Below are 15,239 nucleotides of genomic sequence, written 5' to 3'. Positions count from 1 at the left end.
AGGCAGGAATAACGGCGGGCAGGCACAAGAATAGAAGGCAACAAGCCTGGCATCGCCCACCGTGATGCCGCTGGATGAATCAGGCCGGTCTCCGGGCTCATGAGTGGCCGCGGGGCCAGACCGTGCGCCTTCCCGCATCAAATCGACACAGTGGCATCACACACAGTTTTCACTCATTTACCGTTGCGGGGGCAGCGCCGGAATTGCGGGCCTTCGACCAACAGAAGGACTCACTCACCGGCTTCCCTGTTTCACTCTGTCGACCCAAGCCACAGAGCACCTGAAACAAGCCGCGAAGGTTAGAGGGTTGGGGGTGGAGCGTCAATTAAAGCCGGGAGGCCATCGACCGAATAACTGCCATCAATCAATAAACTGACGTCAATCTTGTGCCACGCTCCCAGCAGTGATATCAAAGAGCCACAAACTCACAACACAACAACAAGGGTGAGCCCATGCAAGGCATGATCATCAGCAATCCAAAGCTGGAATTCCTGCGCCCGGTGCTCGAACGCTGGTTCGAATGCATCGACCGTTACAACGCCGTCCGCGGTGATGGCGACACACCGTACTGGCACGACGAGAAGGCCAACCTCGGACTGCTGTCTGCCGCCGCCTGGATGGCCGAGATGGTCACGCTGCAACAGACGCCCACCCGCAAGCAGACCGAAGAAGGCGAACGCAACAGCCGCGCCGACCTGCTCCTGGCTTCACCCGAAACCCGCGCCTACATCCAGACCAGCCAGCGCTGGCCACGGGTCAACAGCCTCAATCTGACCCAGGCCCTGCTCGACATCGCCAGCGATGCCAAGCGCCTGAGCCACGCCAGCGACCTGAAACTCGGCTGCCTGTTCGTCGCCCCGCAAAAAGCTCAGCAGGGCGCCACACCGGAAGAACTCCAGGACATGGTCGACGACCTGCAAAAGGAACACACCTGCGCCGTTGCCTGGTATTTCCCTTATGCCTACCGCAAGTTGCGCAACGAAGCCGGCAACTATCACCCCGGCATAGCAGTGCTGTTCAAGGAGGCACGTGGCTAAGGGTTGAACCATCGGACGACAACGCGCCTCTATGATTAGAACAAGGCACTCATAGGGAAGACCCGCATGCGCACGCCCCCGCTCGTTCTCGTTATCGCGTTCTGCGGAGGGCTCGCCGCTTGTGGCGGGACCGCCCGCCTGCAAGTCTCCGACGGCACCGGTCCTTCGCCTCAACTGCCAGAACCCGACAAAACCCTGATCCCGATCGTGAACATCGCCCCGGCCATCGGCTGGCCGCAGGGTGCGAAGCCCATCGCCGCCAATGGCACCCAAGTGGCCGCTTTTGCCGAAGACCTGGATCACCCGCGCTGGCTTTATGTACTGCCCAATGGCGATGTGCTGGTGGCGGAAACCAATGCCCCTCCCAAACCCGAAGACGGCAAAGGCATTCGCGGCTGGATCATGAAGAAATTCATGGGGCGTGCCGGAGCCAGGGTGCCCAGCGCCAACCGCATCACCTTGCTGCGCGACAAGGACCACGATGGGGTCGCGGAAACCCGCACGGTGTTTCTGCAAAACCTCAACTCGCCCTTCGGCATGACCCTGGTCGGCAATGACCTGTATGTGGCCGACACTGATCGCCTGCTGCGCTTTCACTATGAAAGTGGCGATACGCAGATCAAGTCACCGCCGGCAAAAGTGGTCGACCTGCCGGGCGGCCTGCTGAATCACCACTGGACCAAAAACGTCATCGCCAGCAAGGACGGCAGCAAGCTGTACGTCACCGTGGGTTCCAACAGCAACGTTGCGGAACACGGCATGGACAAGGAAGAAGGTCGCGCGGCGATCTGGGAAGTGGATCGCGCCACCGGCCAGCAGCGGATCTTCGCGTCCGGCCTGCGCAACCCCAACGGCATGGCCTGGGAACCGCACAGTGGCGCGCTGTGGACCGCGGTCAACGAACGGGATGAAATCGGCAGCGACCTGGTACCGGACTACATCACCTCGGTGAAAGACGGCGCATTCTATGGCTGGCCGTACAGTTACTACGGCCAGCATGTCGATATTCGCGTCGAGCCGCAAAACCCGGACCTGGTGGCCAAGGCTATCGCTCCGGACTACGCCGTCGGCCCGCACACGGCATCACTGGGCCTGACCTTCGCTGAAAACAGCAAACTGCCGCCGCCCTTCACCCAAGGGGCATTCATCGGGCAGCACGGCTCGTGGAACCGCAAGCCGTACAGCGGCTACAAAGTGATTTTCGTGCCCTTCCGCGCCGGCAAGCCGGTCGGGAATCCGGTTGATGTGCTCAGCGGGTTTCTCAATGGCAAGGAAGAAGCCATGGGCCGCCCGGTGGGCGTGGTGATCGACCGACAGGGTGACCTGTTGGTGGCCGATGATGTGGGGAACAAGGTGTGGCGGGTGTCGGCTGCCAGATAACACCATCCCGGATGAACTCAGAACCCTGTGGGAGCGAGCTTGCTCGCGATGAGGCCGGCACATTCAACATCGATGCTGACTGACCTACCGCTATCGTCGGAACGCCGCCCGGAGCAAGCTCGCTCCCACAGGATTTCCAGCTCAGCGTTTGCGGCAGAGAGTCAACCCATCCCCCAACGGCAACAACGACAGATCCACCCGCGCATCGTCCTTCAACGCCCGGTTGAGCGCCTGGATCGCCCGGGTGTCCGCGCTCTCGGGACTGGTCTCGAGCACGCGCCCGCTCCATAGCGTGTTATCGAACACCGCCAGCCCGCCGACCCGCAGCAATCGCAGGGCGTGCTCCAGATAAGCCGGGTAGTTGGCCTTGTCGGCATCGACGAAAATCAGATCGAACTGGCCTGGCTGGTCCAGCTTGCCGAGGGTTTCCAGCGCAGGTGCCAGACGCAGATCGATGCGTCCGGCCAGCCCGGCTTCCTGCCAGTAACGCAGGGCCGTGGCGTTGTAGTCGCCGGGGATATCACAGCAAATCAGCGAACCCTCAGCGGGCAATGCCGCCGCCATGCACAGTGCGCTGTAACCGGTAAAGGTGCCGACTTCGAGCAAACGCCTGGCCCCCGTCAGTTTCACCAGCAAAGCAAGAAACTGCCCCTGCTCAGGAGCCACCTGCCAGCGTGCCATCGGCAGCGCCTGGGTCTCATCGCGCAAGCGCTTGAGCAGAGGCGTTTCGCGCAGGGAAACATCGAGCAGGTATTGGTACAGGGCGTCGTCGAGATTGAGCGTGCGAGCAGTCATGACCACCAGCTCCGGAGGTTATGGATTGCGCGCCAAATGTTCAGGCTGCAGAACACGCTTGGCGCTCAGGTAAGCTTTTTGCCAATACGCCTTGGACAGGCTGTCGAGCTTCACGGTGCCGCCGGTGGCCGGCGCATGGACGAAACGCCCCTCTCCCACATAGATGCCAGCATGACTGACCTGGGAACCGCCATTGGTGGCAAAGAAAAGCAGGTCGCCGGTCTGCAAGCCGTCCTTGCCCACATTCGCCGCTTGCATGGAGATCATCTCGCGCGTGGTACGCGGCAAGGCAATACCGGCGACATCGCGGTACACATAAGCGATCAGGCCGCTGCAATCAAATCCGGAATCCGGCGTATTGCCGCCCCAGCGATAAGGCGTGCCCACCAGACCGAGCGCGCGAAACAGCACGTCTTCCGCTTCGGGCGAAAAAGCTTGTGAGGAACCAAATACGATGGGAGCGCGAACCACCGGCGCAGGAGGCGGTGTGCGGCTGGCGCAGGCACTGAGCAGCGCTGCGAAGAACATGATTGCGAGGCGGGCCGACGTCGTCATAAGCAGAACATCCTGATCTGGCTGCGGCTTTTTCTGCGGGGAGCGCAGAAAAGAAAACCGCCTGCGTGGGACGCAGGCGGTTTGCCATCATTTGTAGATCAAGATTCTAGCGGCTACACGACAAACTTCAAGTAAGACTTTAAGTTCGCCTTACAAATTGTCCGCTTATTTGCGTGCAGTGACGATTGGCGACGCGTTAGGTGCCATTGCCAGGGCGCGCTTGGCTTCGATGAAGGTCTTGCTCCAGTAGCTGTCGCCCAGGCTATCGATGCGCACACCGCCGCTGCGGCGGCTGCTGGAGTGGATGAACTGATTGTCACCCAGGTAGATCCCGGCGTGACTGACGCGACCACGACGACCGTTGGTTGCGAAGAACAGCAGGTCGCCCGGCTCAAGCTTGCTGCGCGAGACCAGCGGAGCGTCCACGTTGATCATTTCGCGGGTGGAGCGCGGCAGGTTCATGCCCGCTTCTTCGCGGAACAGGTAACCGATGAAACCACTGCAATCGAAGCCGGCTTCAGAAGTACCGCCGAAACGGTAGCGGGTACCGATCAGGGACATGCCACGTTCGAGGATGCTGTCGGCCAGGACCGGAAGCTGGTAGGACTTGCCGCCAGCGAAGTCTGCGAGTTCTTTTTCGGTAGCCAGCTCTTCCTGAAAGAGAGCGGAAGACTGGGCGGTGACCGAGTTTTGAACCTGTTGTTGCGGAGCTTGCTGGGCCACTGGAGTGTGGGCAGCGCAACCGAACAACAGGGTAACGAGTGCGAGAGGCACGAGGGGTGCGAAGCGATTTAGCATGGGCACGACCGTGGCTGAAAGTTGTAAAGAAGCCGAGACTATGCCCGCTATCAACCTCATTTGCAAATTCAATCGATCTTTTTGTGACTTATCCGTTTCTCGTTTACATCTAAGCGCTTAAGCCCATTTTAAACACACACGCGGCCTGCAACCTTGCAGGAAAGCGGGATTTCTGGCGCCTGAAATATGCCGAAACGGCTAAACGCCCCGGTTTCAGCGGGTTTACCAGCCGAGGGTTTCTTTCAAAAACGGGATTGTCAGCTTGCGCTGAGCCTGGAGGGAGGCTTGGTCGAGGCGCTCGAGCAACTCGAACAGCGCACTCATGCTGCGGGTACCGCGAGTCAGAATGAAATGCCCGACTTCATCGGTCAGATGCAGACCGCGACGGGATGCGCGCAATTGCAGGGCACGCAGTTTGTCCTCATCGGACAGCGGACGCATCTGGAAGATCAAGGCCAGGGTCAGGCGGGATTTGAGATCCGCCAGCTTCACCGGCAGCTCCCGAGGGGATGTCGACGCGGCAATCAGCAAGCGCCGACCGCTGTCGCGCAAGCGATTGAACAGATGAAACAGCGCCTCTTCCCAATCTGCTCGTCCGGCGACCACCTGCAAATCATCCAGGCAGACCAGCTCGTACTGTTCGAGGTTGTCGAGGATTTCAATGCCGCGATCGAGCAGCTCGGCCAACGGCAGATACACCGCCGGCTCGCCCAATTGCTCGAAGCGCAGGCAGGCGGCCTGCAACAGGTGCGTACGCCCTACCCCGTCCTTGCCCCAAAGGTAGATCAGGCTTTCGGTCCAGCCGGCGTCGGCTTCGCACAGCCGCTCGACATAGCCGAGTGCAGCGGCATTGGCGCCTGGGTAGTAGTTGATAAAGGTGGCGTCGTCACGCAGACGCACACCTAGGGGCAGCTGAATCGGTTTCATGCTGACTGAACAGTTCCAAAGGAACCGTTAGTGGCCTCTGTGTAAAGTTTGCGAAGTTTATACCCGTGAAGCGGACCGCACAATGCGACAGACCACAAGCAAAATCAAAGGTTTGCGTTAATGCATTGGTTTTGTGACAGATTCTTTGGCGGTGCATGTGACAGTCGGGCGACGCCGGCAGGCTGATCCGGTACGAACCCGGGCAGCCCGCCATCGGCTATCGCCGGCCCTTACACCTGCGGCTCGTCGGCCCTCCCGTAGATATCAGAATCCTTATACAAATCATGCACATGGCGCACCAGCACCATGATCACCGCAGCGACCGGCAATGCCAGCAGCACACCGGTAAAGCCAAACAGTTCACCACCGGCCAGGATCGAGAAAATCACCGCCACCGGGTGCAGACCAATCCGGTCACCGACCAGCAACGGCGTCAGCACCATACCCTCCAGCGCCTGGCCGACCATGAACACCGCGACAATTCCGAGCATTGGATAAAGATCACCACCGAACTGGAACAGCCCCGCAAGCAGCGCCGCGCCAATGCCGATGATAAACCCCATGTACGGCACGATCGCCGCCAGACCGGCAATCAGGCCAATCAGCAGACCCAGTTCCAACCCGACCAGCATCAGGCCGGCTGCATAGATCACACCCAAGGCCACCATCACCAGCAACTGTCCGCGCACGAACGCTCCGAGCACTTCATGGCATTCACCCGCCAGCGACACCGCGCGCGCTTCACGATCACGGGGCAGCAGGCTGCGGACCTTGGCCATCATCAGGTCCCAATCCCGCAACAAGTAGAAGCTCACCACCGGAATCAACACCAGGTTCGCCAGCCAGCCGATCAACGCCAGTCCCGAGGCCGTGGCATGACTCAGCACCACACCGACAACATCAGTGGTCTGACTCATATGCTCGCTGATGGCGGCCTTGAGCTTGTCAAACTTCCAGAAACCGTCCGACAGGCCGAACTTCGATTGCGCCCAGGGCAACGCCGTGTGCTGCAGCCAGTCGAGCATTTGCGGGGCCAGCTCATACAAACGAAACAACTGCCTGGCGAGCAAGGGCACCAACACCAGCAGCAGCGCGGTGAAGATCAATGTAAACAGGGTAAACACCGCCACGACACCCCAGGTTCTGGACAGGCCTGCCTTCTCCAGCCGATCCACCAGCGGGTCGAACAGGTAGGCCAACAGCAGCGCCACCAGGAACGGCGTCAGGATCGGATGCAACAACCAGACAAACACACACAGCAGGACCACCCCGCCGAGCCAGAACCAACGCCGCGTATCGGCCATGAACCACTCCATTGCTTCTATATAAAGAAAGAAAAACTACCAGCGAAAACGTAGCTGCGGGATCGGGGCCGGCGCGGCGGCTGGCACCGGGCTGCCGGTGGTTGGCTGAACGGGCGCTACCGGGGCCGGGACCGGAGCCTGACCCGCCGGCGCCTCCTGCAGTCTCGCCAGCGACAGTTGCGCACGCAACTGATCGACGCTGCCATTGACCCGATAAAGAATCCGGTCACCGTCGACACTGCGCACACGCCCGCCAAACGGTTCCAGCAATCGTCCGAGCGACGCGTAGCGCTCAAGATTCATGCCTTGCACTTCCAGCAATTGCTCGCTCGAAGCACCCGGCCTGGCGACAAACCGCGGCGCCAGGCGCTCGTTGACCGCCAGCATTACCGCATCGGCCACGGCGGCCTGATCGGCGCCCTGCACACTGCCGGCCTCTTTTTTATCCCCCAGCCACAATTGCCACTTGGCTTGCCATTGCCCGCCCTCTTCCATGGCGTGTACGGCAAGCAGGGCGTCGGCATTGTAGCGTTCCGATGCCGCATGCAAAGGTGCGGGATCTGCGCCCTCCAGGTTCGGCGCGGTTGCGACGATCTGTTCGTTCAGATCCGCCAATGGCAAGCGCAATGGCAAGCCCCGATGCTGGGCAGCCCGACGCAGCGGCGCCGCGCTGGCCTGGCCGTCGCCCACCAGGCTTGAACCCTCGGTGGAATCATTCAACCACCAGCCGAGGATCGACGGCCGATTGGCCCCCCACATGGCCAGGCCGGCGCGGCGCAAGGCCTGCTCGGTGGTACCCGGATCGAAATCGACCTTCAGGACTTCCGGGGGCCCGGCCTCAAAGCCGTATTGGCTGATGATCTGTTGCGGGTCTTTGCGAATCGCTGCCAACCCCGGACTTTGGGCGGCCTTGGGGTCGCCGGTCAGGCGCAGTACCAACGTGTCCAACGCACGCTGAGTCGCCTGGTCGCGCTCCTCGGGCGACTGACCATTCACCGGCTCGCGCACCAGGTAAAGGCCTTTGACGGTTTCGGCTTGACTGACCAGGCTGACCACTGACAAACAACTCACAAGCAAGAATTTACAAAAACGCATGGAGGATTCCTGACGACAAGAGCGGCTGGAACAGACCGCATGAAGACGATCGAGCAAGACTGTGACCGTTGCCCGACGCAAAACATTCACACGTTCCGGGTAAGTTTTCGCACTGTCATAACGATAGACGGTTAATGCGATACCTTATACAGCCATGCAGGATGCCACCGACACCGCGCATTAACGGTTTTTTTGAACGGATATGGCCCTGCTGTCGGCCTGAGGATGGCCGCTGCGGCTCAAGCCTGATAAAATCGCGCGCCTTCGCAGACCGGCAACAGCCGGGCACCCTGAAATTCGTGCATGGCCCTCGCCTTCGCCTGTTTCGGCGGTCCCGATGGACTCGGTCGTTACCCAGAAATCCCCCCCCTAAAGGCCTGGATCATGAGCAAGCAACCCTCCCTGAGCTACAAGGACGCCGGTGTAGACATCGACGCCGGTGAAGCATTGGTCGAACGCATCAAGAGCGTCGCCAAGCGCACTGCGCGCCCGGAAGTCATGGGCGGCCTGGGCGGTTTCGGCGCCCTCTGCGAAATCCCGGCCGGCTACAAGCAGCCTGTGCTGGTTTCCGGTACTGACGGCGTCGGCACCAAGCTGCGCCTGGCACTGAATCTGAACAAGCACGACAGCATCGGCATCGACCTGGTTGCCATGTGCGTCAACGACCTGGTGGTGTGCGGCGCCGAGCCGCTGTTCTTCCTGGACTACTACGCTACCGGCAAACTGAACGTCGACACCGCTGCCCAGGTTGTGACCGGCATCGGCGCAGGCTGCGAACTGTCGGGCTGCTCGCTGGTTGGCGGCGAAACCGCTGAAATGCCGGGCATGTACGAAGGTGAAGACTACGACCTGGCCGGTTTCTGCGTCGGCGTCGTGGAAAAATCCGAAATCATCGACGGTTCCAAGGTTGCTGCCGGCGATGCCCTGCTCGCCCTGCCGTCTTCCGGCCCGCACTCCAACGGCTACTCGCTGATCCGCAAGATCATCGAAGTATCCGGCGCCGACATCGAGAACATCCAGCTCGACGGCAAGCCGCTGACCGACCTGCTGATGGCCCCGACCCGTATCTACGTGAAGCCGCTGCTCAAGCTGATCAAGGAAACCGGCGCTGTCAAAGCCATGGCCCACATCACTGGCGGCGGTCTGCTGGACAACATCCCGCGCGTTCTGCCAAAAGGCGCTCAAGCCGTGGTTGACGTGGCAAGCTGGAACCGCCCGGCAGTGTTCGACTGGCTGCAAGAGAAAGGCAACGTTGACGAGAACGAAATGCACCGCGTGCTGAACTGCGGCGTGGGCATGGTCATCTGCGTGGCTCAGGAGCACGTTGAAGCCGCCCTGAACGTTCTGCGCGAAGCGGGCGAGCAGCCTTGGGTCATCGGCCAGATCTCCACCGCTGCCGAAGGCGCAGCTCAGGTTGAACTGAAGAACCTCAAGGCTCACTGATGCCTAAGACCTGTGATGTCGTGGTGCTGTTGTCCGGCACCGGCAGTAACTTGCAGGCCCTGATCGACAGCACGCGGACCGGCGACAGCTCGGTCCGCATCGCTGCGGTGATTTCCAACCGCGCCGACGCCTACGGCCTGCAACGCGCCAGGGACGCGGGTATCGACACCCGCGCCCTGGATCACAAGGCTTTCGAAGGTCGCGAGGCCTTCGACGCCGCGCTGATCGAACTGATCGACGCCTTCAATCCCAAACTCGTGGTACTCGCCGGATTCATGCGCATTCTCAGCGCTGGTTTCGTACGCCACTATCAGGGGCGCCTGCTCAATATCCATCCCTCGCTGCTACCCAAACACAAAGGGTTACACACCCATGAGCGTGCGCTGGAGGCTGGCGACACCGAGCACGGCTGCTCCGTGCACTTCGTCACCGAGGAACTCGATGGCGGACCACTGGTCGTACAAGCTGTAATACCGGTAGAGTTACAGGATTCGCCGCAGAGTCTGGCGCAGCGGGTCCATGTTCAGGAACACCTGATCTACCCGATGGCCGTACGCTGGTTTGCCGAAGGTCGTCTAGCCCTCGGCGAGCAAGGTGCTTTACTGGATGGACAGTTACTCGCGGCCAGCGGCCACTTGATTCGAAACTAGGAGATTTTATGCGTCGCGCCCTGCTCTTCGCTTGCGCTCTGCTCGCCTTGCCCTTCGCCCAGGCGGCAGACCTTCAACCTTTCTCCGCCAGCTACACCGCCGACTGGAAACAGCTGCCCATGAGTGGCACTGCCGAGCGCAGCCTGACCAAGGAAGCCAACGGCGTCTGGAAGCTCAGCTTCAAGGCTTCGATGATGATCGCCAGCCTGTCCGAAGAAAGCACCCTGACCGTGGACAAGGATACCTTGCTGCCCCAGTCCTACCACTTCGAGCGTGGCGGCCTGGGCAAAGCCAAGAAAGCCGACCTGGATTTCGACTGGGCCGCGAAAAAGGTCACCGGCACCGATCGTGGTGACGCGGTCGATATTCCGCTGAACCGCGGCATGGTCGACAAATCCACCTATCAACTGGCGCTGCAACATGACGTGGCTGCCGGCAAAAAGAGCATGAGCTATCAGGTTGTCGATGATGGCGAAGTCGATACCTATGACTTCCGTGTGCTGGGCTCGGAAAAAGTCGACACCAAGGCTGGCCAGATCGATGCGATCAAGGTCGAGCGCGTACGCGATCCGACGCAAAGCAAGCGCATCACCGTGCTGTGGTTCGCCAAGGATTGGGACTACCTGCTGGTCCGCCTGCAACAGGTCGAAACCGACGGCAAGGAATACAACATCATGCTCCTGGACGGCACGGTCAACGGCAAGCCAGTCAAAGGCAGCTGATCCGGATCGAGACCAGTAGGAGCGAGCTTGCTCGCGATGGACTTTAACGATGACTCGCCCTGGCGGATACACACAGTGCCAGTGAGATCATCGCGAGCAAGCTCACTCCTACAGATTGGAACACCCGACAAACGCGATGGCTCTATACCCTCAAGGTCATTTTTTGATCGAATGAGTTTTCCTGTCGCCTGCGAGGTTTGCCATGACTGTTACCGTCAACACCGTTTCTGCCGAAGGTTTGCGCCACAGCGTCCAGATCGATGACCACGAACTCTTCGCCGACGCGCCCGCCACGGCTGGCGGAGAGGGTTCGGCGCCGGAGCCACACGATTATTTCGATGCCGCGCTGGGTGCCTGCAAAGCCCTGACCCTGAAGCTGTATGCCAGGAAGAAAGACATCCCGCTGACCGGTGTCGGCGTCGAGGTCAAGCGCGACAACAGCCTGGAACAGAAAGGCCAGTACGCCCTGCACGTCAAACTGACCCTCAAGGGCGTACTCACCGACGCCCAGCGCGATGAACTGCACCGTGTGGCCGATCGCTGCCCGATCCACAAGCTGATGACCACGTCTGAAGTCAGCATCGAAACGCATTTGTCCGAAGGCGCGTTCAGCCAATAGCGGCAAGGGCTGCCCAAGCGGGTTATGCTCGAACGCATTACCCGCTCAGCCTGGAACGCACCATGAACACTCCGCTCGTGATCCGCCCCCGCACCGAAGATGTCGAGGGCCAGCCGATTCTCCGCCCGCTGCCTTCGGCCAAGTGCCGCAGCGTCGGGCCATTCGTGTTTTTCGACCACATGCTGGAAACCCGTTATCCACCGGGCAAAGGCATGAACATTCGCCAGCATCCACACATTGGCCTGTCCACCCTCACCTATTTGTTCCAGGGGCAGATCCAGCACAAGGACAGCCTTGGTTCCGATCAAGTGGTCGGGACTGGCGACGTCAGCTGGATGACGGCCGGCAGCGCCATCGCCCACGTCGAACGCACGCCCGAGGCCCTGAAGGAAAGCGGCTTCACGATGCACGGCCTGCAGATCTGGCTGGCTTCACCCAAGGATAAAGAACAAGGTCCGGGGCATTACAGCCACCATCCAGCGTCCACATTGCCAGTCAGCGAAAACCTGGGGGTGAAGATTCGCATGATTGCCGGGTCAGGCTTTTGCCTGGAATCGCCAGTGCCAGTGCTTTCTCCTACGCTGTACGCGGAGTTACACCTGCAAACGGCGACGACATTGCTGATTCCCACCGAGCATGAAGAACGTGCCCTGTATGTGTTGAGCGGCGAAGTGCAACTCGATGGCGAGCCAATAGAGCCGTACTCGCTGGTGGTACTGCCTGCGGGGGAAGAGATGACACTGTTTGCCGAAAGCGACAGTCACGCCGTGTTGTTCGGCGGTGCTCCGCTGGACGGGCCACGGCGGATCAACTGGAATTTTGTCGCGAGCGATCCGGCGGCGATTGATGAAGCACGCCGGCGTTGGGCGGCCGGGGATTGGCCGACGGTGCCCGGGGAAGTTGAGCGAATCGAACTGCCCTGAAACTTTCAGCACCCGTTATGCCGCCATCGCGAGCAAGCTCGCTCCCACAGTTGACCGTGCCGGCCGCAAGAATTGTGTACGACACATTTCCCCTGTGGGAGTGAGAGGTTCGAATTGCCCTGAAAACTTCAGCGCCAGTTATGCCGCCATCGCGAGCAAGCTCGCTCCCACAGTTGACCGTGTCGGCCGCAAGAGTTGTGTACGACACCATTCCCCTGTGGGAGCGAGCTTGCTCGCGATGGGGCCGGCGAAGACACCGGCCCAATCCAGGCTGAAAACAGCTATCAGCCCTTGAACACTTCATCCAGCAAGTTATGCATCGACGTAAACGCCCGGGCAGCCACCTTGGCGTCATACATCATCATGCCCGGCACATTGGCGTGCGGGTCGGTGAACGAGTGGAACGCACCGCCGTAGCTCAGCAACTGCCAGTCCACACCCGCCGCGTTCATTTCGTCTTCGAACGCCGGCAACTGCTCCTTCGGCACCAATGGATCGGATGCGCCATGCAGCACCAGGACCTTACCCTTGATGTTTTTCGCATCAGCCGGATTCGGTGTGTCCAGCGTGCCGTGGAACGACACCGCGGCCTTCACCGGCGCGCCGGTACGGGCAAACTCCAGGGCACAGCAACCGCCGAAGCAGAAACCGAAAGTGGCCAGTTTCGAAGTATCGACAGCCACTTCACCCTGGCTTTGCAGCTGCTCGAACGCCACCTGCATGCGCTTGCACAACAATGCGCGATCATTCTTCAACGGCATCATGGCCGCGCCGGCCTCGTCATTGTTCGTCGGTCGAACCGATTGACCGTAAAGGTCTGCGATCAGTACCACATAGCCCTTGGATGCCACCGACTTGGCGATCTCCTCGGCACCGGCGCTGACGCCCATCCAGTTCGGCGCCATCAACAAGCCCGGGCGCGGGCCTTTATGGTCGGCATCGAAGGCCAGACGGCTTTCGTAAGCCTGGCCGTCAATCTGATAGGCAACGGAACGTACAGTGATTTGGCTCATTTCTGACTCCTGATGTTTTAGCACCGAAATGAAAAAACCCGCCGAAGCGGGTTTTTCTACAACACCGTCAGGCCGATAGCTCGACCAACAGCTTGTTCAGACGGCGCACATAGGCCGCCGGGTCTTTCAAGCTGTCGCCGGCCGCCAGGGCCGCCTGATCGAAGAGGATGTGCGACAGGTCGCCGAAGCGCTCGTCGCTCTGCTCGTTGTCGAGCTTCTCGATCAGCGGGTGAGCCGGGTTGAATTCGAAGATCGGCTTCGAATCCGGAACCTTCTGACCGCTGGCTTCCAGGATCTGGCGCATCTGCAAGCCCAGGTCCTGCTCACCGATGGCCAGGATTGCCGGGGAGTCGGTCAGGCGATGGGAAACCCGCACTTCAGCAACGGACTCGCCCAATGCGGTTTTCAGACGCTCGACCAGACCTTCTTTGGCCTTGGCGACTTCTTCCGCGGCCTTCTTGTCCTCTTCCGAGTCCAGGTTGCCCAGGTCCAGGTCACCGCGCGCTACGTCGACAAAGCTCTTGCCGTCGAAGTCGCTGAGGTAGCTCATCAGCCACTCGTCGATACGGTCGGTCAGCAGCAGCACTTCGATGCCTTTCTTGCGGAAGACTTCCAGGTGCGGGCTGTTCTTGACCTGGGCGTAGGTTTCGCCGGTCAGGTAGTAGATCTTTTCCTGACCTTCCTTGGCGCGCGCCAGGTACTCGGCCAGGCCGACAACCTGCTCGCCATCGTCGCCGTGGGTCGATGCGAAACGCAGCAGACCGGCGATTTTTTCCTTGTTGGCGAAATCTTCTGCCGGGCCTTCTTTCATGACCTGACCGAAGTTTTTCCAGAAGCCCTTGTATTGCTCAGGCTCGTTCTTCGCCAGTTTTTCCAGCATGTCCAAGACGCGCTTGGTCAGCGCCGACTTCATCGAGTCGATGATCGGGTCTTTCTGCAGGATTTCCCGCGACACGTTCAGCGACAGGTCGTTGGAGTCGACCACGCCCTTGATGAAGCGCAGGTACAGCGGCAGGAAGGACTCGGCCTGATCCATGACGAACACGCGCTGCACGTACAGCTTCAGGCCTTTCGGCGCCTCACGCTGGTACAGGTCGAACGGCGCACGGGTCGGCACGTACAGCAATGAGCTGTATTCGAGCTTGCCTTCGACCTTGTTGTGGCTCCAGCTCAGCGGATTTTCGAAATCGTGAGCGATGTGCTTGTAGAACTCCTGGTATTCCTCGTCCTTGATATCGGTACGCGGACGGGTCCACAGGGCGCTGGCGCGGTTGACGGTTTCCCACTCAACGGCCGGCTGCTCTTCACCTTCGGCAGCGGCCACTTCTTTCGGCAGCTCGATCGGCAAGGCGATGTGATCGGAGTACTTCTTGATGATGTTGCGCAGACGCCAGCCATCGGCGAACTCGTCTTCACCGGACTTCAGGTGCAGGACGATGCGAGTGCCGCGCTCAGCCTTGTCGACGGTTGCGACTTCGAAATCGCCTTCGCCTTTGGACGACCAATGCACGCCTTCGCTGGACGGGCTGCCGGCGCGACGGCTGAACACATCGACTTTGTCGGCGACGATGAAGGCGGAGTAGAAACCAACGCCAAACTGGCCGATCAGGTGCGAGTCTTTTTTCTGGTCGCCGGTCAGGTGCTTCATGAAATCGGCGGTGCCGGACTTGGCGATGGTACCCAGGTGGGTGATCGCGTCTTCGCGGCTCATGCCAATACCGTTGTCTTCGAGGGTGACGGTTTTAGCGTCCTTGTCGAAGCTCACGCGAATTTTCAGTTCGGCGCCACCTTCCAGCAGCTCTGGCTTGGCCAGGGCTTCGAAACGTAACTTGTCGACAGCGTCAGAGGCGTTCGAGATCAATTCGCGAAGGAAAATTTCCTTGTTGGAATACAGCGAATGGATCATGAGATGCAGCAGCTGCTTCACCTCGGTCTGGAAGCCCAGGGTTTCCTTTTGAGTTTCCACACTCATGGTCAT

At 60.2% G+C, this 15,239-nt stretch carries 15 protein-coding genes and 1 riboswitch; of the genes, 7 read left to right on the top strand and 8 right to left on the bottom strand.

Annotated elements, in window-relative coordinates; genetic code table 11:
• Positions 1-65: 65 nt before the first annotated feature.
• A riboswitch (cobalamin riboswitch) is annotated at positions 66-299 on the bottom strand.
• Positions 300-452: 153 nt separating this feature from the next.
• On the top strand, positions 453-1,037 hold the full coding sequence (locus PSJE_RS05875) for a hypothetical protein (RefSeq protein WP_090453912.1): 585 nt from the start codon (positions 453-455) through the stop codon (positions 1,035-1,037).
• A gap of 66 nt (positions 1,038-1,103) precedes the next feature.
• Positions 1,104-2,417 (top strand): PQQ-dependent sugar dehydrogenase, encoded by a 1,314-nt coding sequence (locus PSJE_RS05870; protein ID WP_090453910.1) that lies wholly within the window; start codon positions 1,104-1,106, stop codon positions 2,415-2,417.
• Between the two features lie 141 nt (positions 2,418-2,558).
• Here the strand turns inward: PSJE_RS05870 and PSJE_RS05865 are convergent, their stop codons facing one another.
• From PSJE_RS05865 to PSJE_RS05840, 6 genes are all read right to left on the bottom strand, one after another.
• Positions 2,559-3,212: an O-methyltransferase gene (locus PSJE_RS05865; protein WP_090453908.1), complete on the bottom strand. Its 654-nt coding sequence runs from the start codon at positions 3,210-3,212 to the stop codon at positions 2,559-2,561.
• 18 nt (positions 3,213-3,230) lie between these two features.
• Positions 3,231-3,767, bottom strand: coding sequence for a C40 family peptidase (locus tag PSJE_RS05860; protein WP_057715812.1), 537 nt, complete (start codon positions 3,765-3,767; stop codon positions 3,231-3,233).
• A 165-nt stretch (positions 3,768-3,932) separates the two neighbouring features.
• Positions 3,933-4,565 carry a C40 family peptidase gene (locus tag PSJE_RS05855; RefSeq protein WP_008017885.1) on the bottom strand — a complete coding sequence of 211 codons (633 nt, stop codon included), beginning with the start codon at positions 4,563-4,565 and terminating at the stop codon, positions 3,933-3,935.
• Between the two features lie 222 nt (positions 4,566-4,787).
• The gene (gene hda, locus PSJE_RS05850) at positions 4,788-5,492 is read right to left on the bottom strand and encodes a DnaA regulatory inactivator Hda (RefSeq protein ID WP_007984552.1); all 705 of its coding nucleotides are present in this window, start codon (positions 5,490-5,492) and stop codon (positions 4,788-4,790) included.
• A 230-nt stretch (positions 5,493-5,722) separates the two neighbouring features.
• A complete protein-coding gene (locus PSJE_RS05845; protein WP_090453906.1) occupies positions 5,723-6,796 on the bottom strand; it encodes an AI-2E family transporter in 1,074 nt (357 codons plus the stop codon).
• Between the two features lie 36 nt (positions 6,797-6,832).
• Positions 6,833-7,891 (bottom strand): DUF2066 domain-containing protein, encoded by a 1,059-nt coding sequence (locus tag PSJE_RS05840; protein WP_090453905.1) that lies wholly within the window; start codon positions 7,889-7,891, stop codon positions 6,833-6,835.
• Positions 7,892-8,275: 384 nt separating this feature from the next.
• On the opposite strand from PSJE_RS05840, the gene purM reads away from it, so the two are divergent.
• From purM to PSJE_RS05815, 5 genes are all read left to right on the top strand, one after another.
• The gene (gene purM, locus PSJE_RS05835; protein WP_090457782.1) at positions 8,276-9,334 is read left to right on the top strand and encodes a phosphoribosylformylglycinamidine cyclo-ligase; all 1,059 of its coding nucleotides are present in this window, start codon (positions 8,276-8,278) and stop codon (positions 9,332-9,334) included.
• A complete protein-coding gene (gene purN / locus PSJE_RS05830) occupies positions 9,334-9,984 on the top strand; it encodes a phosphoribosylglycinamide formyltransferase (protein ID WP_090453903.1) in 651 nt (216 codons plus the stop codon). Before purM ends, purN begins: the two co-directional genes overlap by 1 nt.
• Before the next feature lie 8 nt (positions 9,985-9,992).
• On the top strand, positions 9,993-10,706 hold the full coding sequence (locus PSJE_RS05825; RefSeq protein ID WP_057715817.1) for a DUF3108 domain-containing protein: 714 nt from the start codon (positions 9,993-9,995) through the stop codon (positions 10,704-10,706).
• Positions 10,707-10,908: 202 nt separating this feature from the next.
• Positions 10,909-11,325, top strand: coding sequence for an OsmC family protein (locus PSJE_RS05820; RefSeq protein ID WP_057715818.1), 417 nt, complete (start codon positions 10,909-10,911; stop codon positions 11,323-11,325).
• Positions 11,326-11,387: 62 nt separating this feature from the next.
• The gene (locus PSJE_RS05815) at positions 11,388-12,248 is read left to right on the top strand and encodes a pirin family protein (RefSeq protein ID WP_057715819.1); all 861 of its coding nucleotides are present in this window, start codon (positions 11,388-11,390) and stop codon (positions 12,246-12,248) included.
• Positions 12,249-12,532: 284 nt separating this feature from the next.
• Here the strand turns inward: PSJE_RS05815 and PSJE_RS05810 are convergent, their stop codons facing one another.
• Entirely contained in the window at positions 12,533-13,261 is a 729-nt protein-coding gene (locus PSJE_RS05810; RefSeq protein WP_090453901.1) for a dienelactone hydrolase family protein, read from the bottom strand.
• A gap of 67 nt (positions 13,262-13,328) precedes the next feature.
• Positions 13,329-15,233 (bottom strand): molecular chaperone HtpG, encoded by a 1,905-nt coding sequence (htpG, locus tag PSJE_RS05805; protein ID WP_090457780.1) that lies wholly within the window; start codon positions 15,231-15,233, stop codon positions 13,329-13,331.
• Positions 15,234-15,239 lie beyond the last annotated feature (6 nt).

The sequence above is a fragment of the Pseudomonas jessenii genome, assembly GCF_002236115.1.
Classification (GTDB): Bacteria; Pseudomonadota; Gammaproteobacteria; order Pseudomonadales; family Pseudomonadaceae; genus Aquipseudomonas; species Aquipseudomonas jessenii.
This window is presented reverse-complemented; position numbering and strand designations above follow the sequence as displayed.